The organism is Shinella zoogloeoides (genome assembly GCF_003574625.1).
Classification (GTDB): Bacteria; Pseudomonadota; Alphaproteobacteria; order Rhizobiales; family Rhizobiaceae; genus Shinella; species Shinella zoogloeoides_A.
The window spans coordinates 79,471-104,784 of record NZ_QNUJ01000006.1; the positions used below are offsets into that span (position 1 = coordinate 79,471).

The 25,314-nt window shown below is 60.1% G+C and carries 27 protein-coding genes; 21 read left to right on the plus strand and 6 right to left on the minus strand.

The annotated features are described in order from the left end of the window. Position 1: 1 nt before the first annotated feature. Positions 2-1,048: a hemin-degrading factor gene (locus tag DSD28_RS13185; RefSeq protein WP_119257165.1), complete on the minus strand. Its 1,047-nt coding sequence runs from the start codon at positions 1,046-1,048 to the stop codon at positions 2-4. Between the two features lie 219 nt (positions 1,049-1,267). On the opposite strand from DSD28_RS13185, the gene DSD28_RS13190 reads away from it, so the two are divergent. The 4 genes from DSD28_RS13190 to DSD28_RS13205 all read left to right on the plus strand — a co-directional run bounded on the left by DSD28_RS13190 (position 1,268) and on the right by DSD28_RS13205 (position 3,705). Further along, complete coding sequence (locus DSD28_RS13190; protein WP_119256875.1) at positions 1,268-1,696, plus strand: hypothetical protein; 429 nt, start codon at positions 1,268-1,270, stop codon at positions 1,694-1,696. Between the two features lie 57 nt (positions 1,697-1,753). Then, positions 1,754-2,647: a cell envelope integrity protein TolA gene (locus DSD28_RS13195; protein WP_119256876.1), complete on the plus strand. Its 894-nt coding sequence runs from the start codon at positions 1,754-1,756 to the stop codon at positions 2,645-2,647. Between the two features lie 405 nt (positions 2,648-3,052). Continuing rightward, positions 3,053-3,442, plus strand: a complete 390-nt coding sequence (locus tag DSD28_RS13200) for a DUF2325 domain-containing protein (RefSeq protein ID WP_119257166.1) — start codon at positions 3,053-3,055, stop codon at positions 3,440-3,442. Then, positions 3,439-3,705, plus strand: coding sequence for a hypothetical protein (locus DSD28_RS13205; RefSeq protein ID WP_119256877.1), 267 nt, complete (start codon positions 3,439-3,441; stop codon positions 3,703-3,705). The genes DSD28_RS13200 and DSD28_RS13205 overlap by 4 nt, the downstream gene beginning before the upstream one ends. Positions 3,706-3,800: 95 nt before the next feature. Here the strand turns inward: DSD28_RS13205 and DSD28_RS13210 are convergent, their stop codons facing one another. Then, positions 3,801-4,175, minus strand: coding sequence for a DUF423 domain-containing protein (locus DSD28_RS13210; protein ID WP_119256878.1), 375 nt, complete (start codon positions 4,173-4,175; stop codon positions 3,801-3,803). 15 nt (positions 4,176-4,190) lie between these two features. Further along, the gene (locus DSD28_RS13215) at positions 4,191-4,607 is read right to left on the minus strand and encodes a group II truncated hemoglobin (protein ID WP_119256879.1); all 417 of its coding nucleotides are present in this window, start codon (positions 4,605-4,607) and stop codon (positions 4,191-4,193) included. Between the two features lie 133 nt (positions 4,608-4,740). Between DSD28_RS13215 and DSD28_RS13220 the strand changes: the two genes are divergently transcribed. The 4 genes from DSD28_RS13220 (at position 4,741) to DSD28_RS13235 (ending at position 7,651) form a co-directional block, all read left to right on the plus strand. After that, on the plus strand, positions 4,741-5,301 hold the full coding sequence (locus tag DSD28_RS13220; RefSeq protein ID WP_119256880.1) for a TetR/AcrR family transcriptional regulator: 561 nt from the start codon (positions 4,741-4,743) through the stop codon (positions 5,299-5,301). 61 nt (positions 5,302-5,362) lie between these two features. Further along, positions 5,363-5,704 carry a DMT family transporter gene (locus tag DSD28_RS13225; protein WP_119256881.1) on the plus strand — a complete coding sequence of 114 codons (342 nt, stop codon included), beginning with the start codon at positions 5,363-5,365 and terminating at the stop codon, positions 5,702-5,704. 109 nt (positions 5,705-5,813) lie between these two features. Next, positions 5,814-6,599: a ThuA domain-containing protein gene (locus DSD28_RS13230; protein WP_119257167.1), complete on the plus strand. Its 786-nt coding sequence runs from the start codon at positions 5,814-5,816 to the stop codon at positions 6,597-6,599. Positions 6,600-6,607: 8 nt separating this feature from the next. After that, positions 6,608-7,651 carry a Gfo/Idh/MocA family protein gene (locus DSD28_RS13235; RefSeq protein WP_119256882.1) on the plus strand — a complete coding sequence of 348 codons (1,044 nt, stop codon included), beginning with the start codon at positions 6,608-6,610 and terminating at the stop codon, positions 7,649-7,651. 2 nt (positions 7,652-7,653) lie between these two features. Here the strand turns inward: DSD28_RS13235 and DSD28_RS13240 are convergent, their stop codons facing one another. Then, positions 7,654-8,670 (minus strand): LacI family DNA-binding transcriptional regulator, encoded by a 1,017-nt coding sequence (locus DSD28_RS13240; RefSeq protein ID WP_119256883.1) that lies wholly within the window; start codon positions 8,668-8,670, stop codon positions 7,654-7,656. Positions 8,671-8,993: 323 nt separating this feature from the next. Between DSD28_RS13240 and DSD28_RS13245 the strand changes: the two genes are divergently transcribed. Continuing rightward, a complete protein-coding gene (locus DSD28_RS13245) occupies positions 8,994-10,106 on the plus strand; it encodes a glycosyltransferase (RefSeq protein WP_162911388.1) in 1,113 nt (370 codons plus the stop codon). 3 nt (positions 10,107-10,109) lie between these two features. Here DSD28_RS13245 and arsC read toward each other — a convergent pair whose 3' ends face one another. Next, positions 10,110-10,532 (minus strand): arsenate reductase (glutaredoxin), encoded by a 423-nt coding sequence (gene arsC / locus DSD28_RS13250; RefSeq protein WP_119257168.1) that lies wholly within the window; start codon positions 10,530-10,532, stop codon positions 10,110-10,112. A 162-nt stretch (positions 10,533-10,694) separates the two neighbouring features. On the opposite strand from arsC, the gene DSD28_RS13255 reads away from it, so the two are divergent. The 3 genes from DSD28_RS13255 (at position 10,695) to DSD28_RS13265 (ending at position 13,056) form a co-directional block, all read left to right on the plus strand. Continuing rightward, positions 10,695-11,258, plus strand: a complete 564-nt coding sequence (locus DSD28_RS13255; protein ID WP_119256885.1) for a dual specificity protein phosphatase family protein — start codon at positions 10,695-10,697, stop codon at positions 11,256-11,258. Positions 11,259-11,719: 461 nt separating this feature from the next. Then, positions 11,720-12,208: an acyltransferase gene (locus DSD28_RS13260; RefSeq protein ID WP_119256886.1), complete on the plus strand. Its 489-nt coding sequence runs from the start codon at positions 11,720-11,722 to the stop codon at positions 12,206-12,208. A 200-nt stretch (positions 12,209-12,408) separates the two neighbouring features. Then, positions 12,409-13,056 (plus strand): NAD-dependent epimerase/dehydratase family protein, encoded by a 648-nt coding sequence (locus DSD28_RS13265; RefSeq protein ID WP_162911389.1) that lies wholly within the window; start codon positions 12,409-12,411, stop codon positions 13,054-13,056. On the opposite strand, the gene DSD28_RS13270 is transcribed toward DSD28_RS13265, so the two are convergent. Next, on the minus strand, positions 13,053-13,934 hold the full coding sequence (locus DSD28_RS13270; protein ID WP_119256888.1) for a glycosyltransferase family 2 protein: 882 nt from the start codon (positions 13,932-13,934) through the stop codon (positions 13,053-13,055). The two genes, DSD28_RS13265 and DSD28_RS13270, sit on opposite strands and share 4 nt — an antisense overlap. A gap of 33 nt (positions 13,935-13,967) precedes the next feature. Here DSD28_RS13270 and DSD28_RS13275 point away from each other — a divergent pair, with 33 nt between their 5' ends. The 9 genes from DSD28_RS13275 (at position 13,968) to DSD28_RS13315 (ending at position 25,305) form a co-directional block, all read left to right on the plus strand. After that, a complete protein-coding gene (locus DSD28_RS13275) occupies positions 13,968-15,074 on the plus strand; it encodes an acyltransferase family protein (RefSeq protein WP_119256889.1) in 1,107 nt (368 codons plus the stop codon). Between the two features lie 105 nt (positions 15,075-15,179). Beyond that, the gene (locus tag DSD28_RS13280) at positions 15,180-15,944 is read left to right on the plus strand and encodes a hypothetical protein (protein WP_119256890.1); all 765 of its coding nucleotides are present in this window, start codon (positions 15,180-15,182) and stop codon (positions 15,942-15,944) included. An 18-nt stretch (positions 15,945-15,962) separates the two neighbouring features. Continuing rightward, complete coding sequence (locus tag DSD28_RS13285; RefSeq protein ID WP_119256891.1) at positions 15,963-16,886, plus strand: glycosyltransferase family 2 protein; 924 nt, start codon at positions 15,963-15,965, stop codon at positions 16,884-16,886. A 17-nt stretch (positions 16,887-16,903) separates the two neighbouring features. After that, positions 16,904-17,938: a glycosyltransferase gene (locus tag DSD28_RS13290; RefSeq protein WP_119256892.1), complete on the plus strand. Its 1,035-nt coding sequence runs from the start codon at positions 16,904-16,906 to the stop codon at positions 17,936-17,938. Between the two features lie 235 nt (positions 17,939-18,173). Further along, the gene (gene rfbF / locus DSD28_RS13295) at positions 18,174-18,947 is read left to right on the plus strand and encodes a glucose-1-phosphate cytidylyltransferase (RefSeq protein WP_119256893.1); all 774 of its coding nucleotides are present in this window, start codon (positions 18,174-18,176) and stop codon (positions 18,945-18,947) included. Then, positions 18,947-20,023, plus strand: a complete 1,077-nt coding sequence (gene rfbG / locus DSD28_RS13300; RefSeq protein WP_119256894.1) for a CDP-glucose 4,6-dehydratase — start codon at positions 18,947-18,949, stop codon at positions 20,021-20,023. Before rfbF ends, rfbG begins: the two co-directional genes overlap by 1 nt. Before the next feature lie 3 nt (positions 20,024-20,026). Continuing rightward, positions 20,027-21,253: a class I SAM-dependent methyltransferase gene (locus DSD28_RS13305; protein WP_119256895.1), complete on the plus strand. Its 1,227-nt coding sequence runs from the start codon at positions 20,027-20,029 to the stop codon at positions 21,251-21,253. A 7-nt stretch (positions 21,254-21,260) separates the two neighbouring features. Continuing rightward, complete coding sequence (locus DSD28_RS13310; protein WP_119256896.1) at positions 21,261-21,800, plus strand: dTDP-4-dehydrorhamnose 3,5-epimerase family protein; 540 nt, start codon at positions 21,261-21,263, stop codon at positions 21,798-21,800. Positions 21,801-22,410: 610 nt separating this feature from the next. Further along, on the plus strand, positions 22,411-25,305 hold the full coding sequence (locus DSD28_RS13315; RefSeq protein WP_119256897.1) for an autotransporter outer membrane beta-barrel domain-containing protein: 2,895 nt from the start codon (positions 22,411-22,413) through the stop codon (positions 25,303-25,305). Positions 25,306-25,314 lie beyond the last annotated feature (9 nt).

Here is a 25,314-nt window from a genome sequence, read left to right on the forward strand (position 1 = left end):
TTCAGGCGGCGGCGCTGTCGGGGCGCGGCAGGCCGTCGAGGATCTCGCGCCAGTCGGCGCGCTCGCTCATGCCTTCCTTCCGCTTGCCGAAGAACTGGACGATCATCTCGCCACTCGCGTCATAGGCTTCGAGCGAGGTGACGTGGCCGTCGCTGGTCGGCTTGCGGACGACCCAGCACTCGACGATGTGATCGGTGCGCAGGTGCATGTGGAAGGTGGGATCCATCACGTTGAGCCAGGGACCCATCGGCTGGATGTTCTTCACCGGCCCGGTGTGGATCTGGATCGTGCCGTGATTGCCGGCGAAGCACATGATCTCGGCGTCGCGCTCGGCCGAGGCGCGCAGCAGTTCGCTGACGGCATCGGCGCGCACCTGGCGGGCGAAATCCTCACCGACGCTGCGCACGGCGTCCTGGCGGGCGATCTTCAGCTTGCGCAGCATGCCGAAGAACTGGTGCGTATCCGTCATGGCGCTCCAGTTCTCGCGCAGCGCCGCCACATCGACCGGGCCGGTCTCGACGGTCTTCTCCGAGACGACTTCGACGAATTCCTGCGACTGGTCCTCCAGGCGGAAGTCGGCGACGATGGCCTCGTAGGCTTCGAGGTTGGAGGCCGGGCGAAGGTGGACCTTGTGCACGGCGTCGCCGGCCTTGTCGAAGAACTGCAGGCTGCGGCGGACCTGCTCGCCGTCGGTCTTCGTCACGGCGAAGCCATGGGCCCAGGTGCCGGGGAAGATACGCAGGTCGATATTCTCGCCAAGCACGATCGAGGCGTGCTTGCCGGTGGTGACCTTCTCGAACACGCCGATCTTCTCGTGCACGACGCTCTCGTTGCGGGTCAGCGCCATGATCTCGCCGAGGGCTTCGGCACGCTCGAGGAAGCGATTGGCGCTGCCGTCGATGCGGATCGCGGTGAGCCCGACCTCGGCCGCGACGAGCGCAGCCTCCGAAATACCGAGCTGGGCGGCGATGTCACGCTCGCGCATCTTGGGGTTTTCCGCACGGAAGGCGCGGATTTCGGCAGGTGTCGGTCGGGTCGTGTCGGTCATGGTCGCGGCCTTCATTCAAATGTTCATGGCCATTTTCCTGCTGCTCCCGCTGGTCCGTTTTTCTCGGCGGAACAGGGAGTTGCGGGGGAATTTGGCGTTTACTATCTTGACTTGCTTACTCATATTTATCTATAGGCGCAATACAGGACTGGCAAACTCATGTTAATTTTGTGAGACGCCGGAACCGACGTCCGGACCGAAAACACGAACAGGCAAGCCATGATCGTACGCACCCTTCTTCTCTCGTCGATGCTCGCAGCCGCCGCCGTCTCCGGCGCGGCCGCACAGGAAGCCGCGCCCAAGGGGCTGGATGTCGAGCTCAATGCGCTTGCCGCCTCGCAGAAGGGCTGCCTCTTCACCTTCGTCGCGGCGAACGGCTTTCAGCAGAACGTTTCGAAGGTCTCCTTCGAATTCGTGATCTTCAACGACAAGGGCACGGTCGAGCGGCTGGCGCTGCTCGATTTCCGCGACCTGCCGGCCGGCAAGTCGAAGGTGCGCCAGTTCGACGTGCCGGGCATCAAGTGCGAAGGGGTGAAGAACCTGCTGATCAACGATGCGCCGGTCTGCGAAGGCGAGGGGCTCGACAAGGCCCGCTGCATGGACGGCATCGTCACGCGCAGCAAGGTTTCGGCCGGTCTCGAAGGTTGAGTTGAGTGGCGGCCCGCATGAGGCGGGATCGCGATAAACGGAACGGTGGATAAGACGATGGCTGGAAGCAAGTGGCTCTGGATCGGTGCGGGGGTGTTTTCCCTGCTGGCCCATGCCGGGGCGGCCGCGATCCTCACCATGACGCCGGCGGCGCCGGAAGACGAGGCGCTGATCGCCGGCGGCGTCGTCGCGGAAGTGGCCATGCTCGGCAACGGCGCCTTCGAGGCGGTCGAGTCTGGCAATCCCGAAGAGGCGATCACGCCGGAAGCGATCCAGCCCGACGTCACCGAGCCGCAACCGCAGGAGGTTGCGGAAATCAAGCCCACCGAGATCCAGCCCGAGACGACCGAGATCGCGCCCGTCGATCCGGTGGTGTCGGAGCCGGTGCATGAGTTGATCGTTCCCTCCGCCGAGGTGGAGATCGCCGCGATCCCGATCCCGGAAATCAAGCCCGAGGTCGAGCCGGAACGGGAGATCAAGCCGGTTCCCGAGGTGAAGAAGCAAGAGCCGGTAAAAAAGGTCGAGCGCAAGAAGCCGAAGCAGAAGGTCGTCCGCAAGGCCGGCGAGAAGGGCACGGCGAAGGCGAATGCCACGAAGGGCGAGGTGGATGGCTCGGCCGATGTGAAGACCGCCTCCGTCGGCGGCCAGAAGAAGGGCAATTCGTCCACGGCCGGCAATGCCGCCGTCAGCAATTATCCGGGCAAGGTCCGCAACAAGATCAACCGCGCCAAGCGGCGCGCGCCGGGCGGCGAGAGCGGCAGCGTCGTGGTAAGCTTCGTCGTCGGCTCGGGCGGACAGGCGAGCGGCATCCGCGTCGCGCGCAGCTCCGGCAGCGCGGCGCTCGACAGGGCGGCGGTCGATTCGGTGCAGCGCGCCGCGCCCTTCGCGAAGATCCCCGAGGCCGCGGGGCGCGCGTCCTGGGCATTCAACGTGCCGATCGTTTTCAACTGAGGCGATCTTTCCCGCTGCCTTCCGGTTGGCGGGATTTTTTTGTCGGAAAATATGACTTTAATAGTCATGTTTATACTTTACTCTGAAAATCAAGTTTTGTAGGTTGACCCGGACTGAGGCTCCGCCCACGCGGAGTGCCAAAGGGGATGCTGCATGAATACGATGACTGCGGGCCGCATGGAGTCGGTCCTGAAGGCAATGATCGCCGAGCGGGACCGGCGCATCGCCGATCTGGAGCGCCAGCTTGCCGCGCTCCGCAAGCAGATGGCCGAAGGCTCGCAGGAGGGAGCGGCCGCAGCGCCGGCCGCCCAGCGGATGGAGGTGCGGGCGCCGCAGGCGCAGGCCCCCCGCAGCGTGGAAGTCACCAAAGTGAAGCGCCGGACCGGCGAAGCGGAGAGGAAGGCGATGCGCGAGAAAAGGCAACAGCAGCAGGCCCGCCAGCGGCAGGACAATGACGAGAAGGCCGACAAGGCCGGCCTCGAGGGCCGCAGCTTCCTCTATGTCGGCGGCCGCGACTGCCAGGTGGCGCATCTGCGCCAGATCGCCAGCTCCTACGGCGCCAACCTCATCCATCACGACGGCGGTCTGCGCGAGGCGGTTTCCCGCATCGACAACGTGCTGCCCTCCGTGGACTGCGTCTTCTGCCCCATCGACTGTATCAGCCATGATGCCTGCATCCGCGTGAAAACGGGCTGCAAGAAGTGGGAGAAGGCCTTCGTGCCGCTGCGCAACGGCAGCAAGTCCTCCTTCGAGCGGGCCCTGCAGAGCATGAGCCAGGGAGACAGTACCCAGTGAATGACGAAAGACCCGAGGCCTTCGCGATGATCGGCCTGCACAAGCTGGCCGCCCAGAACGGCGACGGCCTCGTACCGGAGCTCTATGCCCTCCTGACGCGCCGCGCTTGCCTGCTGGACAGCGCCAATGTCGTGGAATTTCCCGTGAACGACGCTCGCCCGCCGGCGCGACGGGCGGCTTTCGAGGACGACACCGCCCTCGATGCGCGCAACGACAATGTCGTCGCGTTCTCCTCGCTGCGTCGCGCGCCCTCCGGGCGCTGACGTCAGGCTTGATTCTTAGAGCATTTCCGCTTTTCTTCGAATCGCGAAAACGCTCTAACTCTTTATTTTAACGCAATTCCGGACGCAAAACCGCTTCACACTTTTGCTGGAATTGCTCTAGGCAGGAACGCGCCGAGCGCGACCGCCAGCCATCCCGCCATCATCACGACGCCGCCGGTCGGCGCGGACATGGGGAAAAGCCCGTGCCCCGCCGAATGGCGGAAGACGAGGTCGCCGGCAAAGAGCGCCGTGCCGAGGGCCAGCAGCAGCGCGGCCAGCGGCGCGGTCCGCACCATTGGCCAGGCCGCGTGGAGCGCGACCAGCGCCGGGGCATGGGCAAGGCACATGGCGGAAGCGCCGGCCATCAGGCGCGGATCGCTGCCATGCGAGGCGGCCGCCGCTGTTGCGACGCCGGCAAGGCCCATCAGGCCGGCGACGAGAAGGCTTGCCGAGCGGAGCGAAAAGGACATGGATGACTCCCGGGGCTATTCCTGGTTCTGCATGTGGTGGGCAAGCCGGGTAACCGGCTCGAGGATGATCTTCCGCAGGCCCTCGCTAGGCACCGTCTCTTCCAGCGCGCGCACGAAGCAGAGCAGCCATTCGTCCCGTTCGGCCGGGCCGATCGGCGCGACGAAATGGCGGCGGCGCAGCATGGGGTGGCCGCGCTTCTGCGTATAGAGCGGCGGGCCACCGAGCCAGCCGGTCAGGTATTCGTAGAGCTTTTCCTCGCTGCCGGTGAGGTCCGGCGGATGGATGGCGCGGCAGCGGGCCGCTTCCGGCATTGTATCCATCAATTCGTAGAAGCGGCGCGTCAGGGCGCGTACGCCCGCCTCGCCGCCCACCGCCTGGTAGAGGGTGATCGTCTCGCCCTGCCGTTCCTGCTCTTGCGTCGCGTCGGTCATGGTTCTTCCCGTTGCCTTGGGTCTTAGCGCCGCCGCATCCGCCGCGCAATCCCGGCCGCAGAGCTGCGGCAATGCGCCCGGCAGCGCCGCCTCGGCGGATTGACAAGAAACCGTCTAGACGGTATGTTTTATCATGAGCAAAGCCCACCATCGCAAAAAGCATCCCGAGGCCGTCCGCCAGCAATTGCTGGAGGTCGCGGCGAAGCTGTCGCTGGAGAAGGGGCCGGCGAGCGTGACGCTCGATGCCGTTTCCCAGGCGGCCGGGGTCAGCAAGGGGGGGCTGCTGCATCATTTTCCCAACAAGCTGTCGCTGCTCGACGGCCTGTTCGACGACCTGACGGAAAAGTTCGACCGGGCGCTTGCCGAGCGCATGCGCGACGATCCTGAGCCGAAGGGCCGCTTCACGCGGGCCTATGCGGCGATCTGGTTCCTGCCGGAGGGCCTTTCCGACGGCGAGCAATGGAAGGTGCTCACCGTCGCGCTCATCTCCGAGCCGCACCTGCGCGAACGCTGGCGACAATGGGTCGACCGGCACCTTGCGGAAAATGTCGGCACGGATTCGACGCTCGACGCCATGCTCGTCCGCTATGCGGTGGACGGGCTTTGGCTGGCCGACCTGCTCGGGGCGCCCGTCATGGATGCCGCACCGCGCGCGGCCATGCTGGAGCGCCTGATGGCCCTGTCGCGCACCTGACCGTCTTTTGCAATCCGCGCCGGAAGGCGCCCGTTGGCGCGGCCTGCGCCGGAGACCTCACATGAACATCACCGCCGTCTATGCCGTCCTGGTGGCCGCCATCGTCTTCGAGGTGCTCGGCACCTCCGCCATGCAGGCCGCGCAGCACTTCTCCCGCCTCGGGCCGACCCTCGTCATGGTGGTCTGCTATGCCGTGGCATTCTACTTCCTCTCGTGGAGCCTGCGCTACGTTCCGGTCGGCATCGCCTATGCGATCTGGAGCGGCCTCGGCATCGTGCTGATCTCGCTCGTCGGCTACTTCGCCTTCGGCCAGAAGCTCGACTTTGCCGCCATTGCCGGCCTCGGCCTGATCATCGCCGGCGTTCTTGTGCTGAACCTTTTCTCCAAATCGACATTCCACTGAAAGGGAGCCGGAATCGTGAGAGGACCCCGCTTGCCAAGATGCGGGACTGCCTCTATCGGTTTCGACGAATTGAAAGCGGTTTCAATTCCCGGCCTTGAAGGAATGGCACATGGCAATACGCACCATCGTATGGGGTGAGAACATCCACGAGCAGACGAACGAGATCGTCCGCTCGATCTATCCGAACGGCATGCACAACACGATCGCCGAGGCGCTGAACAGGGATCCCGCGATCCACGCCACGACGGCGACGCTGCAAGAGCCGGAACACGGGCTCACCGAGGCCCGCCTTGCCGAGACGGACGTCCTCGTCTGGTGGGGCCACAAGGATCACGGCGCGGTCGACGATGCGGTGGTGGAGCGCGTGGCGCGGCGCGTGTGGGAGGGCATGGGCCTCCTCGTGCTGCATTCCGGCCATTTCTCCAAGATCTTCAAGCGCCTGATGGGCACGCCCTGCGCGCTGAAATGGCGCGAGGCCGGCGAGCGCGAGCGGCTCTGGGTGATCAATCCCCGCCACCCGATTGCCGAAGGGCTCGGCGAGAACTTCGTGCTGGAAAACGAGGAGATGTATGGCGAGCAGTTCTCCGTGCCGGAACCGCTGGAGACCGTCTTCATCTCGTGGTTTGCGGGCGGCGAGGTGTTCCGCTCGGGTCTCACCTGGCGCCGCGGCGCCGGCAACATCTTCTATTTCCGCCCGGGCCACGAGACCTACCCGACCTATCACGACGCCACGGTCCAGAAGGTCCTGGTCAATGGCGTGAAATGGGCCTTCAACCCGCAGGGCACCTATGCGGCCATCCACGATGCGCCGAACGTGCCGGTCGACAAGGCCCTGGAGCCGATCGAGGAGCGCGGCCCGAAACTGCATGAGGCCGGCGAAGCCGGTTACCGCTGAGGCGAACGATGCGTCTTCTCGTTGTTGGAACAGGCGGCATGGCCAATACCCATGCCAGATATTTTGCCGCGATAGACGGCGTCGAGCTGGTCGGCGCGGTCGATGTCGACCCCTCGCGGGCCAAGGCCTTCGCCGACCAGCACGGCATCGCGAATGTCTTCACCTCGCTGGAGGACGCCATCGCCTGGAATGGCTTCGACGCGGCGACCAACGTCACGCCCGACCGTGCGCACCATCCGACGACGTTGGCGCTGCTGGCGGCGGGCAAGCATGTGATGTGCGAGAAGCCGCTGGCGGAAAACTACGCCAAGGCCGACGAGATGGCCCGCGCCGCCGAGGCGTCCGGGCTCGTGACCATGGTGAACCTCACCTATCGCAACGTGGCGCCGCTGCAGAAGGCGCGCGCGATGGTGCTGGCGGGCGAGATCGGCCGCGTGCGCCATGTCGAGGCGTCCTACCTGCAAAGCTGGCTCGTCTCGAAGGCCTGGGGCAACTGGGCGACGGAAAGCCAGTGGCTCTGGCGCCTTTCCACCCGCCACGGCTCGAACGGCGTGCTGGGCGATGTCGGCATCCACATCCTCGATTTCGCCAGCTACGGCGCGGCGAGCGACGTGGACCATGTCTTCGCGCGGCTGAAGGCTTTCGACAAGGCGCCGGACAACCGGATCGGCGAATACGACCTCGACGCCAATGACAGCTTCACCATGACGGTGGATTTCGACAACGGCGCGCTTGGCGTGATCCATGCCAGCCGCTGGGCGACCGGCCATCTCAACGAGCTGCGCCTGCGCATGCATGGCGACAAGGGCGCCCTCGAGGTCATCCATTCGACCGAGGGATCGAAGCTGCGCGGCTGCCTCGGCGAGGATGTCGAGCAGGCCGTCTGGCGGGAGATCGACGCCGGCACGGTGCCGACCAATTACGAGCGCTTCGCCGCGGCCGTCGCGGCGGGCGAAAGGATCGAGCCGGGCTTCCGTCATGCCGCCGAGCTCCAGAAGGTGCTCGATCTTGCCATCGAAACCGAGAAGGGGCGCTGCGAGCTGGCGGTCTGACCTTAACTCCGGACCGGGCCTGTCGAGCCGCGGATGATGAACTCGACCGGCCAGACCTCCTGAAGCGCTTCCGGCGCTTCCCCCTGCAAAAGCCGCAAGGTCATGTCGCCGATCCGCTCGCCCGCCGCGCGGATCGGCGATTGCGTCGTGGTGACGGCCGGAACGAGATTGTCGGGGCTGAGATAGGGAAAGACGTCGTCATGGGCGATGAGCGAGACATCCTCGCCGACGGCAAGCCCCGCGATGCGGATCGCCCGCATCGCGCCCAGCGCCGACATCATCGACCCCGCGATGACCGCCGTCGGCGGGGCGGGGAGGGCGAGGAAGCCCTGCATGAGCCGGAAGCCGGTCTCGTCGGTGAATTCGCCGTGGCCGGTCAGCGCCGGATCCGCCGCGATGCCTTCTGCCGCGAGCGTCCTGCGGTAGCCCTCGTCCCGGTCGCGGGCATAGGTGCTGTCCGTATCGCCGTTGATGAGGGCGATGCGGCGATGGCCGAAGGCGGCGAGATGCTTCGTCGCGGCGGCGATGGCGCCGAAATTGTCGATGTCGAGGAAGGCGAAGGGCTTTTCCGCCTCGCTCCGCCCGTGCACGATGAAGGGGAGGCCGAACGCCTGCAACAGCGCGATGCGCTCGTCGGTGCAGGCGGGCGTATGCACGATGACGGCATCCACCCGCTTGCTCGCCGCAAGCCGGCGATAGGCGGCCGCCTCGTCTTCCGCGCTCTCGACGGTCGAGACGAGGATGTCGATGCCTTCCTGCTGTAGCCGCGTCGAAAGACCGCCCATGAACTCGCTGGAATGGGGCCCGAAGCGCCCGCCGCCCTGGAAGACGATGCCGATGGCGCCGGCCCGGCCGGTCGCCAGCCGTTGCGCGATGCTGTTCGGGCGGTAGCCCAGCCGCTCCGCGGCCTCCAGCACGCGCGCACGCGTTTCCGCCTTCACCTCCGGATAGCCGCTCATAGCCCGGCTCACCGTCGTCTGGGAGAGGCCGATGCGCGCGGCAAATTCCTTGAGGTTCATTCTCTTCCCCTCGAAAGCAGTCTTTCGATTGCGGTCTTTATGGACTCTCCCGCCCATCGCCGCAAGCAAGGGCAGGGGCGTGGCTGTCCGCTTCCGGTAAGGCCGATCGCGCTAAGGCATCATTCAGGTTGCGGAATCCCGCTTGATAAATGTTAACGACACGTTAAGGTCCGGATTTGAACGACATGGTTGTGGCGGAGGCGAATTTCGCTTCTACTAATATGTCGATGGGTTGAGGGCCGAAGGGAACGCGGCCGCTCATCCGGGCCTTTCGGGCAGGGACGGCTTCGAGGGCTATTCGCGACGATTTTGGGGGGAAGATCATGCAGGCGGGCAGCGTGTTGCCGGCCGCGGTGGGTCCGTCTGTTCGATCGGACCTGCAGCCGGAAAATCTCGACGCGAGGGCAGGCGGGCGGTCACGCGAAGCCTTGGCGGGGCAGGGTCGGCTGGGTGCGCCGCTCGTCTATAGCCGGAGCGAGGCCGGCCGGCGGCCTGCCTATTTCCGCGTGCTGGAGCGGGTATTCGGCGCGCGGCGGGCGCGGCTTCGCAGCCTCCTGTTCGCGCGGGCGCCAGTGCTTTTCCTTATGGTGGAGGAGGCGTTCTTTCTTTATGTGCTGGTCGGGCTTTTCCGTACCCTGCTGGGACGGCGGACCGTGGGGCTCCTGCTCAAGCCGGGGCCGCTCGCCGTTTCGCCCCGCTGGGGAAACCGCTGGCGGCGCGCGGTGCTGCAAAGGCTGAAGCGCTGCCGCGCGGTGCGCACGCTCTCCATCGTGCCCTTCAGCGTGCTTCCGCCCGCCGCCGCCATTGCCGATGGCTATATCTACGATTTCCAGCTCTGGGACCTGAGCGAGGAGGAGCGCAAGGCGGTGAACGCGCTACGCGCCGAGCGCCGGCCGGGCGACCGCCTTGTGCTGACGGCCATCGGCAGCCAGTGCGGCCGGAAAGGCTTCGATCTCTTCGCCGATATCTATGCCCGGTCCGCGCGGCTGCGGGCGTGCTACCAGTTCATCGCCTGCGGCAAGGTTGCCGTGGCCGACGCCGAGCATGCCGAGGTCCTGCGCGAGGGCGGCGGCGTCACGGTTGACCGGTTCATCTCCGATGCTGAGCTGCTGGGCGCCTATGCGGCGAGCGATGCGATCTGGTGCTTCTACCCGCGGACGGGGGACCAGGCCTTCGGCATTCTCGGGCGGGCGGCGCAGCTCGGCCTTCCGGTGGTGGTGCGCGAGGGCTCGCTCGCCCATCGCCTGTGCGCCATCGAGGACGTGCCGCATCTTGCCGCCCCGATGGAGGGGCTTTCCGTCCGTCTTGCCGGCCCGCTGCCGCCGCGGGACGAGCTGCGCGGCCGTCATGCGGCCGAGCGCTTTGCTATGGAAAGCGAGGCGACACTGCGCGCCGCCCTCGGCCTCGCCGCAACGCACCCGACTATGGAGGCATAGCCCTCAAGCGAGCCGCTTGCCATCCTCGCCGATCACCTTCTCGCCATCCTCCTTGGCGAAAGGCCCCTTGTGCGTGTCGGGAAGGATATCCAGCACGACTTCCGAAGGCCGGCAGAGCCGCGTTCCGAGCGGCGTCGTCACGAAGGGGCGGTTGATGAGGATCGGCTCGGCCACCATGTGGTCGAGCAGCTCATCGTCCGACAGCGCGGGATCGGCAAGACCGAGGGCGGCGTAAGACGCCTCCTTCTCGCGAATGGCAGCGCGCACCGCAAGGCCGGCGGCAGCGATCAGGGCCTGCAGCTCCTCCCGGGTCGGCGGTGCAGCGAGATAGTCCACGATCCTCGGCTCGATGCCCGCATTGCGGATTAGGGCCAGCGTGTTGCGCGAGGTGCCGCATCGCGGATTGTGATAGATGATCGCTTCCATGGCCGGCCTTTTGAAGAGGTGTCCGGCAAGGGATACGCGATCCCGGCGCAGCGTCAAGCCGGAAGGCGAGGCGACGCCATCCCCGCCTTTTCGCAGCCGGCGTTCAGCGCCCTGTCAGCCGCAAGGCTTTTTCTGTCGCCCAAATCGGCAGGAAAGGCGATCATGAAGCGGTTCTTGAAATGGACAGGGCTTGCGTCCGGCGCGGCCGGCCTCGGGCTGGGCCTCTATCTCGTGGCAATACAGCTGACAGGAAATTTCGCCGCCGTCGTGCCGGGGGAAGCCTACCGCTCCAACCAGCCCACGCCAGCCGATCTCGCGACCTATGCCGAGCGCTACAAGATCCGCACCGTCATCAATCTCAGAGGCCGGGATGAAAAGTCGGCCTGGTACAAAAACGAGGCCGCCGCCGCAAGACAGCTCGGCCTCACCCTGATCGACTTCCCCCTGAACGCCAGCCGGCGCCTCGACGCGAAGACGGCGGACGACCTTGTCGCAACCCTTCGCGACGCGCCACGCCCGATCCTCATCCATTGTCGCTCAGGCGCCGACCGAACCGGCCTCGCCTCAGTCGTCTATCTCGCCCGCGTCGCGCATGAGGACGAGGAAACCGCGGAACACCAGCTCTCCATCCGCTACGGCCATTTCGGCGTTCCCTTCTTCTCCCCGACCTATGCGATGGACGAAAGCTGGGAGGATATGGAGGCGGCGGCACGTTCCGCCGGCTGAGCGTTCCTACTGATGTTGAAAGTCTCCTCGCGAGGGTAATTGCACCCCTACGTAAAACCGACCGGATTGTGCCATCAAGGCATCAAACGCCACGCCTACATCATTATGAATAGCCGCACCGAAAATCGCTATGACGTCGGGGGTAAGTTCTATATGAGCACGCCTTTGAGTGGAACTAGTTAGAGTACCTTTTGAAAAAAGGCTGTGAGTTCTTCTGGTTTTTTTCATCGCAACAGATAGATGTTCCGTGATTGCGGGACAGATGTGACAATCTCGAATCTGAGGCGATTGGATTTAGGGAAGGTGTTAGCGTTGTTGTGTTGGTGGCATAAATGATGCATTAGAACCTTGCATGAAAATTACTCGGAATTCTTGGCATAGGCGTTAATTGATGTTAGTTTTCATATACTTCGAGGTGCATGGGGCACTTTCCACCAACACGGTATGTTCGAGAATTTGGCATGACCATCGAAATTCACCCTGACGCAAAAATTTCAACGCTGGCCGATATCGAAGATAGTGTTCGTGGAACATGTATTGTTATCGGTCCTCGCTCAATTATCGATAGTTTTGTTAAGATTAAGCCCGCGGGTGGGAGTGGAGGCGTTTTCATAGGAAGCGATAGCAAAATTAATTCTGGCTGCGTTATATATACAGGGAATGGCGTGCAAATTGGTAATGGTGTATTAGTCGCCGCAAATACAACTTTTGCTTCAACTAACCATGTTTATGAGCGGCGTGATATTCCTATATTTAGGCAGGGGCATGCAAAGGGGCTTGGTATAGTTATTGAGGATGATGTTTGGATAGGAGCGAACTGCGTTATTCTCGATGGAGCGTATATCGGGAAGGGAACTATTATCGCAGCGGGATCGGTCGTGCGTGGCAAGCTCGAGTCTTACTGTGTATATGGTGGTATTCCTGCGCGCAAAATTAAGGATCGCCCGTGATGAAGAGTGGCTGTGTTTCCGCCACGCCTATGTACACAATCTTCGGGTCCGGCTTCGTCGGCAAAGCCCTGATGGCTCGACTCAAGCAGAATGGGCTTCCATGTCGAATCGTATCGCGTAATACTTGGCCTGAGAGCGGTAGTGATTTGGGTCGTGTGATCTTTACTTCCGGAATGACGTCGGGGTTTCGGGATGATCCCATGCAAACCGCCGATGTGCATGTAACATATCTAATATCAGCTCTTCGCCAATTCCGATTCGAGAGATTTGTCTATTTATCTTCAACTAGGCTCTATGTTCATACAGAATATACTAATGAAGATACGCCCATTATTGTGGATGCTGCTGATCCGAATGATATCTTTACCGTAACTAAGTTGACTGCCGAATTGTTGGTGATCGGCCGACGTGATCCCCGTTTTAAGGTTGTTCGCCTATCGAATGTCTTTGGCCTTGGGGATGTTTCGAACAATTTTCTTACTTCATTGATAAGGGATTGGAAGGAAGGGCGGCCTGTCGTTATTCGTAATTCTCAAACTTCAAATAAAGATTATATTCATATAGAAGATGCCGTATCTGGCATACTTTCTATCGTCGACGCTGAGAATACATGTCATCAAATTTATAACCTAGCAAGCGGCAGAAATACGTCAAACGCAGAAATTGCATCTATTTTCAGAGAGTATGGTTGCTCAGTTCGTTTTGAGAATGAGCAGTTCACTATCATATTTCCGGAAATCAATGTTTCCCGCTTTCGGGAAGAATTTTGTGAGCCGTCCCGGAACCCGTTTAGGCGCGATTTTTCAAAAATCTTATTGCAGAAATTGCAATTGAACAAAAAAAGCTAATATTTCTTTCCCAGAATTCGCTTTACCTTGAGACGAAAAATGCGCCAAGGCGAGGCTCGAAGCTTATTATACGTGAAGCGCCTGCGTTCAGTTAGTAAACGTCGTTCTTCATCGAGGTGCAGATTTCTTCGCCGTATTTCGGCGTCATAGCAAGCGTAGAAGATAGGCATTAGCCTCTCTAGGAGTGTGATCCGATCCTTCAGTGAACGGCGGCCACGCATACCATCTCCCTTAACAGGGGAATAGGTGCGTTGCACAAATAAAGTATCATTACTGCCAACGACGCTTTCATCCAGTAGTGCCGAAAGCAATGTAAGATGATCTCCGGCATATGCTTCGGGATAAGCTTCCCATACGCGAGAGCACGTCTCTTGAATATATTTGGTTCTCCAGAGGCCATAATACCAGCTAGCATGGTATAGATAGAAGCGTTTTAAAAGGCGTTCGATATATGTGCCATCGGAAATCTCTATAAAAGGAAATTCGGGGCCAAACTCAGTTTCATTCATACGTGTAACGATGCGTGGGACGGCTAATTGTGCGTTCGGGCTGCGGTCGTGGGTTTCGACAAGCTTTTCAAGAAAATTTCTGTCCGAATAATCATCATCCGCGCGCCACATGAAGAATTCAGTATTTGCGCGATCAACTAGATATTTGAAATTAGGTAGAGGGCCGACATTTTCCTGATGACGTATAACTTCAATCCGGTTATCTCTTGCGGCATATTCTGTGCAAATATCTGGCGTGTTGTCGGTCGATCCGTTATCGGAGATAATAATGAGGAAATCGACATAAGTCTGCGCCAGCAGGCTGTCGAGACATTCGCGCAGCATGGGCGCTCCGTTATAAACTGGAATTCCGACCGTTACCCGTGCCATAGTCCGCGCGTCCTCAAATCATGCTGGTAGCAGATGCCCCTCTTTGCACATAAGAACGACTGGTCGCAAGCCGGAAACAACTTCGATTTCCTTCGTCTCGTGCTGGCCTCGTTAGTGATTGTCAGCCACGCCTATCCGCTGTTTATCGGGGCAGCGGATCCCTGGCAGGCGCATGGTTCGCCGTTCAATATCGGCCAGATGTGTGTCATGGCTTTCTTCGCCATCAGTGGCATGCTGGTGACACGTTCCGCCATCCTGTCTCGTTCGGTGCTGTCCTATATCGTTTCGCGCGTCATGCGGCTCTTGCCAGGCGCTTTCATCTGTGCCCTGTTGATGACCTTTGCTCTCGGTCTCGTTTTTACGACTCTAGGCATCTACGAGTATCTCACGGACGGTTCGGTGTGGTCGTTTCTCCGGCGCAATACCATGCTGATGTCGATCCAATATGACCTGCCGGGAGTGTTCAAGGACAATGTTTATCCTGGTGCGGTCAATGGGTCTCTATGGTCGCTACGTGTTGAAATCCGCATGTACATGCTGTTCGGCGTAATCGTTTTTCTTGCACGGCTTAGACCGGAATGGATGCGTCATCTGAAATATTTGCTGATGGTGCTTTTTGTCGTCGCATATTTTGGAGCGATACTTCCTCCACTTCTTCCAGAAGGTGTTTTGACGCCAAAAACGAACTGGATTTACGGTTATTATTTCGCGGCCGGTGCTGTTCTGCTATGCTGGGAACATGTTATTCCGCGCAATTTGATAGTTGCTGTGGTGTTGTTCATCGCTTCGCTTTTTACCGTTAATACGCCTTTTCTTGATCCTGCGATGCGATTGACTTTACCCTATCTTGTGTATTGCTTCGCCTTTTCGCAGGCTACTGCGTTAAAAAGGCTGCGTGGGGCGCCGGACATTTCCTATGGCATCTACATTTATGGCTTTCCGGTTCAGCAGTCGCTTTCGGCGCTATTCGCGGACCGCTTCGGTCTCCTGCCGCTTACCACCGCTTCGCTGGCAATTACCGTGGTGCTGGCCTCGCTAAGTTGGAAGCTGGTCGAGAAGCCTGCCCTCACGCGCAAGCGCGCTGTCGAGGATGCAATGGCAGGGCTTTATCGACGCGTCGTTCCGGTGGCTGGGGCGTAATGGTGCGGCCCCGTTCACAGGGACGCATCTGCGACGTATAAGGAGCCCATCATAGGGAGCGATTCCTGCCCCGTTCAACTTGGAAACAGGACCAGCCCAGTGTCGATGAGCAGCGCCGAAGCTCCCGTCAATGTCGTCTGCATGAAATGGGGTACGCTCTATGGCCCGGAATATGCCAACCGGCTTTATGCGATGGTGGCGCGCAATCTCTCCCGGCCGTTTCGTTTCGTCTGCTTCACAGACGATACGGCTGGACTTTGCTCTGGAATCGAGACGATGGAGCTGCCGCCGATCCGTATCGATCCACCTTATAAGAATACGCCGTGGAAGAAGCTGGCGCTTTATAATCCGACGCTTGGTAATCTTTCCGGGCCGACCCTTTTTCTTGATCTCGACGTAGTGATTACCGGTCCGCTGGATAGATTTTTCGACCGGCAGGGCGAATATTGCGTTATTCATAATTGGACGCAACCAAAGCAGATCAATGGCAATACATCTGTTTTCCGCTTCGAGATCGGTGCGCATTCTGACCTGCTAGAACTGTTCCACAGTCAGCCGACTCAGCACTGGGTGGATGTCTATCGAATTGAGCAGACCTTTCTTTCCCAGCAACTGCACCGGCAGGGTCGGTTGAGCTATTGGCCGGAAGGCTGGTGTGTCTCGTTCAAGGTGCATTGTCTGCCTGGTGGTTGGAAATTTCCGCGTATCTTACTCAATTGGTTCGTGCCGGCGCGCCTGCCGGATGGGGCGAGCGTCTGTGTTTTCCACGGGCGCCCCAATCCGGACGATGCGCTGGCGGGGAAATGGCCAGGCAAGTGGTACAAGAGGCTTCTGCCAGCCCGCTGGATCGCGGATTACTGGCATGAATGAAATCCGTCGGATCGCCGCATGACCGGGCCACTCCTCAGTATCATTTCCGCTGTCTACAACAAAGCCGAAGTTCTGCCGGAGACCCTTCGGCTGGCCAGGGCGCAAAGGGGTATAGCGGAAGAAGACATCGAGTTCGTGTTTGTCGATGACAATTCTGCCGACGGTTCGCTGGCGCTACTTGAAGAGGAGGCGGGAAGGGATTCTCGCGTCCGAATTTTTGCCTCGCAGGAAAACAACGGTCCGGCCATTGCTTTCAATCGGGCGGCGTCGCAGGCGCGGGGGCGGTATCTTCTTGCTATTGACGCTGACGACATGCTCCCCGGCAATGCGGCTAAGTTTCTGATCGACAGCGCGCGGCGTTTTGACGCCGCACTCGTCTTCGGGCGGTCGCGTCGTGGCGAAGATTGCCGGGATGTTCCGGAGGACGCCGCGCTTTCCGTCGAGAGCGATCCGCTCGCTTTTGTCGCCGAACGCAAGATCGTGCGCATGGGATTTCTTGCCGAAAGGCAACTGTGGCTCAAGGCCGGCGGCGCGGACGAAACGGTCTTCATCCAGGATCAATCCCTGCCACTACGTCTTGCAGCTGCCGCCGACCGGCTCGTCTTCGTCGATGCACTGGTCTATCATTTGCGCCAGGCGGGGGATGGCAATCTGTCGCGCAACGTGCTGCAGCAACATCACGATCGCTTTTTCGCATTATTGCCATTCCTCGACCGGCCGGATGCTTCGCCTACAGCGCGCAGGGCGGTCATGCGGCAGATGGTTTCAAGCCTGTGGAAAATGGATCGCGATCGTGGCGTGCAACTGCCGTTCCTCTCGGCTGCGGGCCGCTGCTACCTCCTTAATCGCATGCTCGGTCTGGAACCGTCCGGACGCCTCCTCGCAGATGTAGCTGCCCGCCTGAAGACCCTTCCCGGCATCCGCCGCCCCGGAGGCATATGATGCGACCAAGACGTATTATGATCGTCGGTAATTTCGGGCGCAAAGACCTGTTCCGCCGCTACTTCAATACGGAAAGCAAGCTGGCGAATGGCTTCATCCGCGCCGGGCATCATGTCCTTTGCTTTTCTGATCGTGATCATGCGCGCGAGGCTAATATTTTCAGTACCCAGAAGCTTGGCGTGAAGAAAATGCAAGCGAAGTTGATCGAGACGGCGGCGCATTACTGTCCTCACCTCGTGCTCTTCGGCCATGCGGATCTCATCGAGTCAGAAATCTATGAACGTTTGCGAGCCAATCATCCCGGTTTGCGGCTCGCCGCCTTCTGTGTCGATGCGCTGTTCCGCAGGGCGACCATGCAGCGTTTTGCCGCTCGCGCCCAACACGTGGATGCGGCCTTCCTGACTAGCGCCGATCGCGTGCAGGCAAAGGTGCTTGGAATACCCGCGGGTCGGCTGTTCTTCATGCCAAACCCCGTCGATCCGGGAATGGAAACGGCTCGCGTCTTCGAAACGCCTCGTGCAGCGTTGCGACTTGATGGCCAGTTCCTTGGCACGGGCATCGAGCGGCGGGAAGAACAGATCGAGGCGATTCGTGCTGCGCTTCCGGCCGCCTATCGTTTCGAATCCGGCGGAAGGGCTTTTGCAACAACACGAATGGACAGCACCACCTATCTGGAGCGCCTCGCCGACGCGGCTGTTTGTCCCAACTTGCCGCTGGACGATCTGAAGCCGGAGCAATTGACCTATCTCTATTCGTCCGACCGCATTGCCCAGACGCTGGGACAGGGAGTAACGACCCTGACCATCGCCGCTAGTCGGCTTGCCGACCTTTATGAAGATGGCCTGGTAGAATATGCAGATCGGCAGGATCTCATTGCAAAAATGATCACCCTTTATGAAAACGATGCAGAGCGGCGTCGTGTAGGTGGGATTGGTCATCGCATCGCGCACGACCGTACGAATGGAGCACGAGTCGCCAGTTACATTCTGGCGATCAGTCTGGGTGAAAGTGAAGGCGCCGTTTCCTGGCCGACCGTGTTGAATGACGGATAGTGGGCGATAATGAAAGGTCCGGAACCGTTGCGGGTCACCATGGCGGGCTAGCAGCAAGTCTGGCACATGAGGATGTCCATCCTATCGCTGCGACGAGGAGTGGGGCAGTCGTTTATTGTTGACAGGTCGGGCATATTTGCTAGTTGCTGCGAAGGGAGCGCAGGCGCTTTTGGTCGGGGAAATGGCTAAAAAGAGCGGCGAATACTTGTAGTTCTATTTGTAGAATGGAAGCGTTATGAAGGCAGTGATTTTGGCCGGGGGGCTTGGCAGCAGGATCTCCGAGGAATCCGTCTTGCGGCCGAAGCCGATGATCGAGATCGGCAATCGTCCCATCTTGTGGCATATCATGAAGATGTACTCGGCCCACGGTGTCAACGAGTTCATCATCTGCCTTGGTTACAAGGGCTATATGATCAAGGAGTTCTTCACGAACTTCATTCGCCATGGCGCTGACATGACCGTGGATACGACGACCGGCGACATTCAGTATCACCAGAACATCGTCGAACCGTGGAAGGTGACGCTGGTGGAGACCGGCGAGAATAGCATGACTGGTGGCCGGCTTGGCCGCGTCCGCCCTTATCTTGAGGGCGAGGAGAACTTCTGCTTCACCTATGGCGATGGTGTTTCTGACGTCGATATTGCCGCGTCCATCGCCTTCCACAAGGCGCATGGCGCACGGGCGACGATGACAGCCGTCGCACCGCCCGGCCGCTTCGGTGCGTTGAAGATCGAAGGCGATGTCATTGAGCGTTTCGAGGAAAAGCCGGCAGGTGACAATGGTCTCATCAATGGCGGCTTTTTCGTGCTTCAGCATAATTGCCTTGACCTGATCAAAGGGGATGAGACCATCTGGGAAGCAGAGCCGTTGGAAATGCTCGCCTCTACTGGGCAGTTGCACGCTTTCCGCCACCCCGGATTCTGGCATCCGATGGATACGCTGCGCGACAAGAACCATTTGCAGAAACTTTGGGAAAGCGGCGCTGCGCCGTGGAAAAAATGGGCTTGATGACGCGAGTGAACAAAGGCGGACGGCTTCCTGATCCGGCCTTCTGGAACGGCAAGCGCGTCCTTCTGACAGGACAGACTGGCTTCAAGGGAGCTTGGTGCGCTCTGTGGCTCAAGGCCTTGGGTGCGAAGGTAACGGCGATCGCCCTGCCGCCGGAAGGTGAGCCTAGTCTTTTTGGGCTGGCCGAGGTTGCAAAAGAGTGCGACAGCCGCTTTCTCGACTTGCGTGACGGCGATGGCATCGACACGCTGATGAAGCAAACACGGCCGGACATCGTCCTGCATATGGCGGCGCAGGCGCTGGTGCGCCGCTCGGTGCGCGACCCGGTCACGACCTGGCAGACGAATGTCGATGGCACGCTCAATCTCCTGCAGGCGCTGCGCGGTCTCGATGGCCTTGAGGCCGTTCTGGTCGTGACCTCCGATAAGGTCTATGCCAATGACGGCAAGGGCAGGGCGTTCCGGGAGGACGATCCGCTGGGCGGTAAGGATCCTTATTCGGCCAGCAAGGCAGCCTGCGAAATTCTCGTGCGCTCCATGCGGGAGACTTATTTCCGCGATATCCCGCTCGCTACGGTCCGCGGCGGCAATGTGATCGGCGGAGGCGACTTCTCCGAGGATCGCCTTGCACCCGACTGCGTGCGGGCGATCGTGTCCGGCGCGCCGGTGGTGCTGCGTCAGCCCGCCGCCACGCGGCCCTGGCAGCACGTCCTTGATTGCCTGTGCGGCTATCTGGTCTATGCCGAAGATCTCGCCTTGAAGACCGATACGCCGCGCGTGATGAATATCGGTCCAGAAAGCGCTCATGATCTGCCGGTGCTGACCTTCGCTCAGGCTCTTCTTGCCGAAATGGCGTGCCCGGACCTGCTGCGCATAGAAGAAGAAGCGAGGTCGGTAGAGGCGCCGCGTCTGGCGCTTGATCCGTCACTCGCCCACCGCCTGCTGAACTGGCGTGACCGTCTGGTCGGCGGCGAGGCGATCGCCGCTACGGCGCGCTGGTACAATGCATGGCATTCCGGCCAGGACATGGCTGCCGCTACACGGCGCGAGATTGCTGCTTATCAAGGTCTGGAGTGAGTAATGACTAAGTGCCGTTTCTGTTCCGCCCCGCTTTCGTTGTCCCTGGTGAATCTCGGAATGACGCCGCTGGCCAATTCGAACCTGCGGGCGCGCGATGATATCCCTACGGAAAAGGCTTTTCCGCTGCATGTGATGGTCTGCGAGAAATGCCACTTGGCGCAAACGACCGAGACAGTGCCGGCTGACGCCATATTCCACGACGATTATGCTTATTTTAGCAGTTTCTCGTCGAGTTGGGTCGAACATGCCCGGCAGTACTGCGAAATGATGCTGCATCGTTTCGGTCTTGGCGAATCCTCGCTGGTTATCGAGGTGGCTTCGAACGACGGTTATCTACTGCAGCATTTCGTAAAGGCTGGTATCCCCGTGCTGGGCGTGGAGCCTGCGGGCAATTGTGCCGCCGAAGCCGAGTTGCGAGGCGTGCCTTCGATGGTAGCCTTTTTCGGCAGCGCGCTTGGCGAGCGTCTTGTGTCGGAAGGGCGCCAGGCTGACCTGATGGCCGCCAACAATGTCCTTGCGCATGTTCCGGACATTTCCGATTTCGTCAAGGGCTTTTCCATTGCGTTGAAGCCGGAGGGTGTGGTGACCTTCGAGTTTCCGCATCTTCTCAATCTCATCAATCTCGTGCAGTTCGATACGATCTATCACGAGCATTATTCCTATCTTTCGCTCATCGCCGTCGAAACAATCCTGCGCAGCCATCGATTGCGGGTGTTCGATGTGCAGCAGCTTCCGACTCATGGCGGGTCTTTGCGTGTCTTCGCCTGCCGTGAAGAGGCGAGCCATGCCGAGCAACCCGGCCTTTTCGCTGTGCGAGCGGCCGAGAAGCACGCATGTCTTGACGAGCGCGCCGGATATGAAGGTTTCACAGCCAAAGTCGAAAAGGTGCGGGAGGATTTCCTCGCTTTCCTTGGCGAGGCGAAACGCGCCGGCAAGACAATTGCCGGCTATGGTGCGGCAGCGAAAGGAAACACTTTCCTGAATTACTGTGGTCTCGGTGCGGACGATATTGCTTACGTTGCCGACCGCAACGTTCACAAGCAGGGTCGACTTTTACCCGGCGTACATGCGCCGATCGTTGATCCGGAGAAAATCATGGAAACGAAACCGGATTATGTCGTGATCCTGCCGTGGAACCTTGCGCGCGAAGTGGAGCAACAGCTTGCGCCTGTTCGTGATTGGGGAGGCCGCTTCGTGACAGCCATTCCCGAGTTGAAGGTTTTCTGAGGTCGGCATGGAACGTCGCCTTCCGGAATTCGGCAGCACCATCGATGGCCCGGCGGTGATCGTGCCAACGCCGCATGAGGACGAGCGGGGTTTGTTCGCTCGTCTTTTCTGTCCGAATGAGGTCGCTGACCTCGGCATTGCTTTCCAGCCGGTACAGACGAGTGTTTCACGCAACCCGATGAGGCGTACGTTGCGTGGCATGCATTACCAGCCTGGCGAATGGGCGGAAGGTAAGCTGATCCGTGCAGCGCGTGGCTCCATATACGACGTGGCGGTGGATCTCCGGGACGGAAGCCCGACCTACTTGAAGTGGTGCGCGACCATTCTTTCCGCGGACAACCTCGCCTCGTTCTACATTCCACGCGGCTTCCTGCATGGATTTTTGACGCTGGAGCCTGATACCGATGTAGTTTACGAGATCGATCGTATGTTCGAGCGAGGGCATGGTGCTGGTTTCCGCTGGAATGATCCGGCCTTCTCGATCAATTGGCCGGAAGCACCAAGCCTAATAGGTGAGCGTGATAGAAATTATACAGATTTTTCCTAAAGGTCCGACTTTGAAGGAAAAGCACCGCAAGCTTGCAGAAATCTTGTCAGTTATTCTGTAAACTTGAAGGGACGTTGGCGCATCAAGGATGGTGGAGATGAGAAATTAGGCCATCAACATTGCCGGTAAGAAGGGCGGTTTCAATCTAAGCTTGCTCCCCATCTGGGGGGGTGCGTTATGGTGCGAAGGGGCAGTAGAGCGCCTTTGTTCCGGCCCTTCGGGTAGTACCGACATTACTTGCATTTGCAGCTATCGAGCATGATAGGGGGAGCGGCCACGCACCTCGTCTCCGTTGTTCCTGCGACCCTGGCAAATACCGAAAGCAGATATTCGGCATTGGTCGCCGATGCAGGTGGGAAGCCCTCTGAGGGGTGCTCTCAACCAGCGGCCTTTCGGTGGATTTTTTCCTCACCGATCACTGAATATCCACGCAGTCAAAAGCTCCCGTGCGGCAGCAAGAAACCAAAGATTAACCATAATATCCGATGGTCTGCGCATGGCGGCGTCCTGGTGGCTGTTCATCTCGAACGGTGCCGCTCGGCGTCACGTCTGAGCGGCGAATTGCGGTAGGGAGCTCTCCACGCATTCGTAAGTGACGAAAGAATGCCGGATGGCGAAACCTATTAATTTAGCGGGCTCCGCAGAGCGCCGAACATATTTTTTACTGACGACGGCGCTTGTTACGCTTGTCTCCATGATGGCTGGCATACGGCCGGTATGCGCCCAGTCAGTCACCGGAAACGGCGTGACCTCCTCTGGCGGCCCTGGCGGCATCGTGTCGCCGAACTGGACGGTGGGCGGCGACCTTGACGTTGGCGCTTCCGGCCCCACCCCCGGCTTCCTGAAAATCGAGAATGGCGGCACAGTCACCAACAACAACGGTATTGTCGGCGACGGTGCTTCCGATCAGGGCGAAGTCACCGTATCCGGTCGTGACGCGACCGGAAACGCCTCGACCTGGACCAACAATGGCGATCTTACGATCGGCCAAGACGGTAAAGGCATGCTCTCCGTCATCAATGGCGGCGTTGTAAACAGCGCGTGGAGCTATATCGGTGCTGGGGCCAACGGCCAGGGCGACGTCACGATTTTGGGCAGAGATGTCGATGGCAATGCCTCGATATGGACCATTACCGGGCAGTTTTACATCGGCGAAAGCGGAGCGGGCACCCTCAACATTTCAGATGGAGGAACGGTAAGCAGCTCGGTGACCACGATCGGTAACAGCAGCGGCGGCGTAGGTACCGTCACTGTTTCCGGTCATGACGGCAATGGAAACGTGTCGACCTGGAACAATGCCAACCAGCTTCATATCGGCGACGGCGGCGTAGGAACGTTGAACATTCTGAACGGGGGCGTGGTGAACAGCGGGCAGGGCCTGATAGGGTCCAACGCCGGCGCCAATTCAGTCACGGTCTCCGGCCATGATGGCAACGGCCACGCGTCAACCTGGAATGCCGCCAACAACATCTATGTCGGGTATTATGGCAATGGGGCGCTCTCTGTTGAGGATGGCGCGCAGGTCGCGACAAGTGCGACCGGCGGCGGTGCTGCTTCCATTTATGTCGGCCACGGGGCTGGCAGTACCGGTTCGGTAGTCGTTTCGAGCAGCAACGGCGCCCTGTCCAGCTTGAGCGCGTCCGATCGCATCGAGTTGGGGTACGGCGGCACTGGTGAAATGACTGTCAGCAAGGGCGGCTTCGTCAGTGCCGGCAGCGCCGTCTATCTCGCCAATAGTGCTACAGGCAGCGCGACACTTCATCTCGATGGTGACCCCAGCGGCCGCGGCATTCTTGAAACCGGCGCGGTGATCAAGGGCTCCGGCTCCAGCGCCGTGCTGGACCTCGATGGCGGCATCCTGCGCGCCAATCGAGATCAGGCCAATTTCCTCAACGGGTTCTCATCGGTGGCGGTGGCAGCCGGAGGCGCCTGGTTCGACACGAATGGCTACGACATTGCCATCGGCACGGATTTCTCCGGCTCCTCGAGCTTCGACAAGTTTGGCCTTGGACAACTGACGCTGACTGGCGACAGCTCCGGCTTTTATGGTGACTCGACCGTCTCGGCGGGCACATTGGCGGTCAATGGTATTCTGGGCGGCAACATGCTGATCGATACATCCGGCCGGCTGGCGGGCACAGGGCATGTTGGACCCGTCGTGAATACCGGGGTCGTCGCCCCGGGTTCCGGCGGGATGATGGGCACGCTCACCATTGACGGCGACTATACCAGCAATGGCGGTCGCCTCGAAATTGCAGCTGTTCTCGGTGACGACAGCTCCCAGACCAGCCTCGTCGTCGTCGATGGTTCGACCTCCGGGCTCACGCTGATCAATGTCATCAATCAGGGCGGCCTTGGCGCACAGACGGTGGAAGGCATCAAGATCGTCGATGTCGCCGGAGCGTCCAACGGCAGCTTCGTGCTCGACGGCAACTATCTGTTCGAGGGCGATCCGTCGGTAATCGCGGGCGCCTACGCCTATCGCCTCTACCAAGGCGGGGTATCCGACCCGACGGACGGCGACTGGTATTTGCGCTCCGTGCTTGTCAACACGCCCCTATATCAGCCCGGCGTGCCAATCTACGAAGCCTACGGTGCCAATCTACAATCGATCAACACCTTGCCGACCCTCCAGCAACGCGTGGGAAGCCGCTTCCAGCTGGCTGGCGTCGATAGTGACGGTAGCGGCTTCTGGGGCAGGATGGAAGGCACATACGGCCGCTTCGATGATGCTCGGATATCGACGACAGGTATGGATCACCGCATCGATACCTGGAAGATACAGCTCGGAGCGGATGGTTTGCTTGCTGAAGACCACAATGGTGGAAGTCTGATCGCGGGCATCAACCTGAGCTATGGCGAGGCCAACAGCCGGATAAAATCCGTTTTTGGCAACGGAGCGCTGAAATCCGAAGGCTATGGTATCGGCGCGACGCTGACATGGTATGACGGTGCCGGCTTCTATGCAGATGCCCAGGCTCAAATAGGCCGCTATGGCAGCGACCTCAGATCAGAGCTTCTCGGCATTCTTGCCAATAACAACGGTGGCCAGGCTGAAGCATTCAGTGTGGAGGTCGGCAAGAGGCTGTCGATCGATGAAAATCTCGGCATCACACCGCAATTCCAGATGATCTATTCGAATGTCCGGTTTGATCGTTTTGTCGACCCGGCAGGCGCTGTCGTGACGGCGGACGGCAACGACAGTCTGATGACACGCTGGGGTTTGGCCTTTGATTACCAGAGCACCTGGGAGGGCAGGAGCAGCCGAGCCTATGGCATAGCCAACCTCAGCTACGAGTGGCTGGACGGGACGCAGGCCTCGGTTGCGGGCACAGCCATCCGACACGCCAGCGAACGCCTCACGGGTGAAATCGGCCTTGGTGCGAGCATGGATTGGCAGAGCAATATCGCTCTCTACGGCGAAGTGCTGGCAGGTACCCCGATAAGCAGCTTTGGCAAAAGCTATGCCCTAAAAGGCAATCTTGGTCTTCGGATGCAATTCTGATTGGGGCCG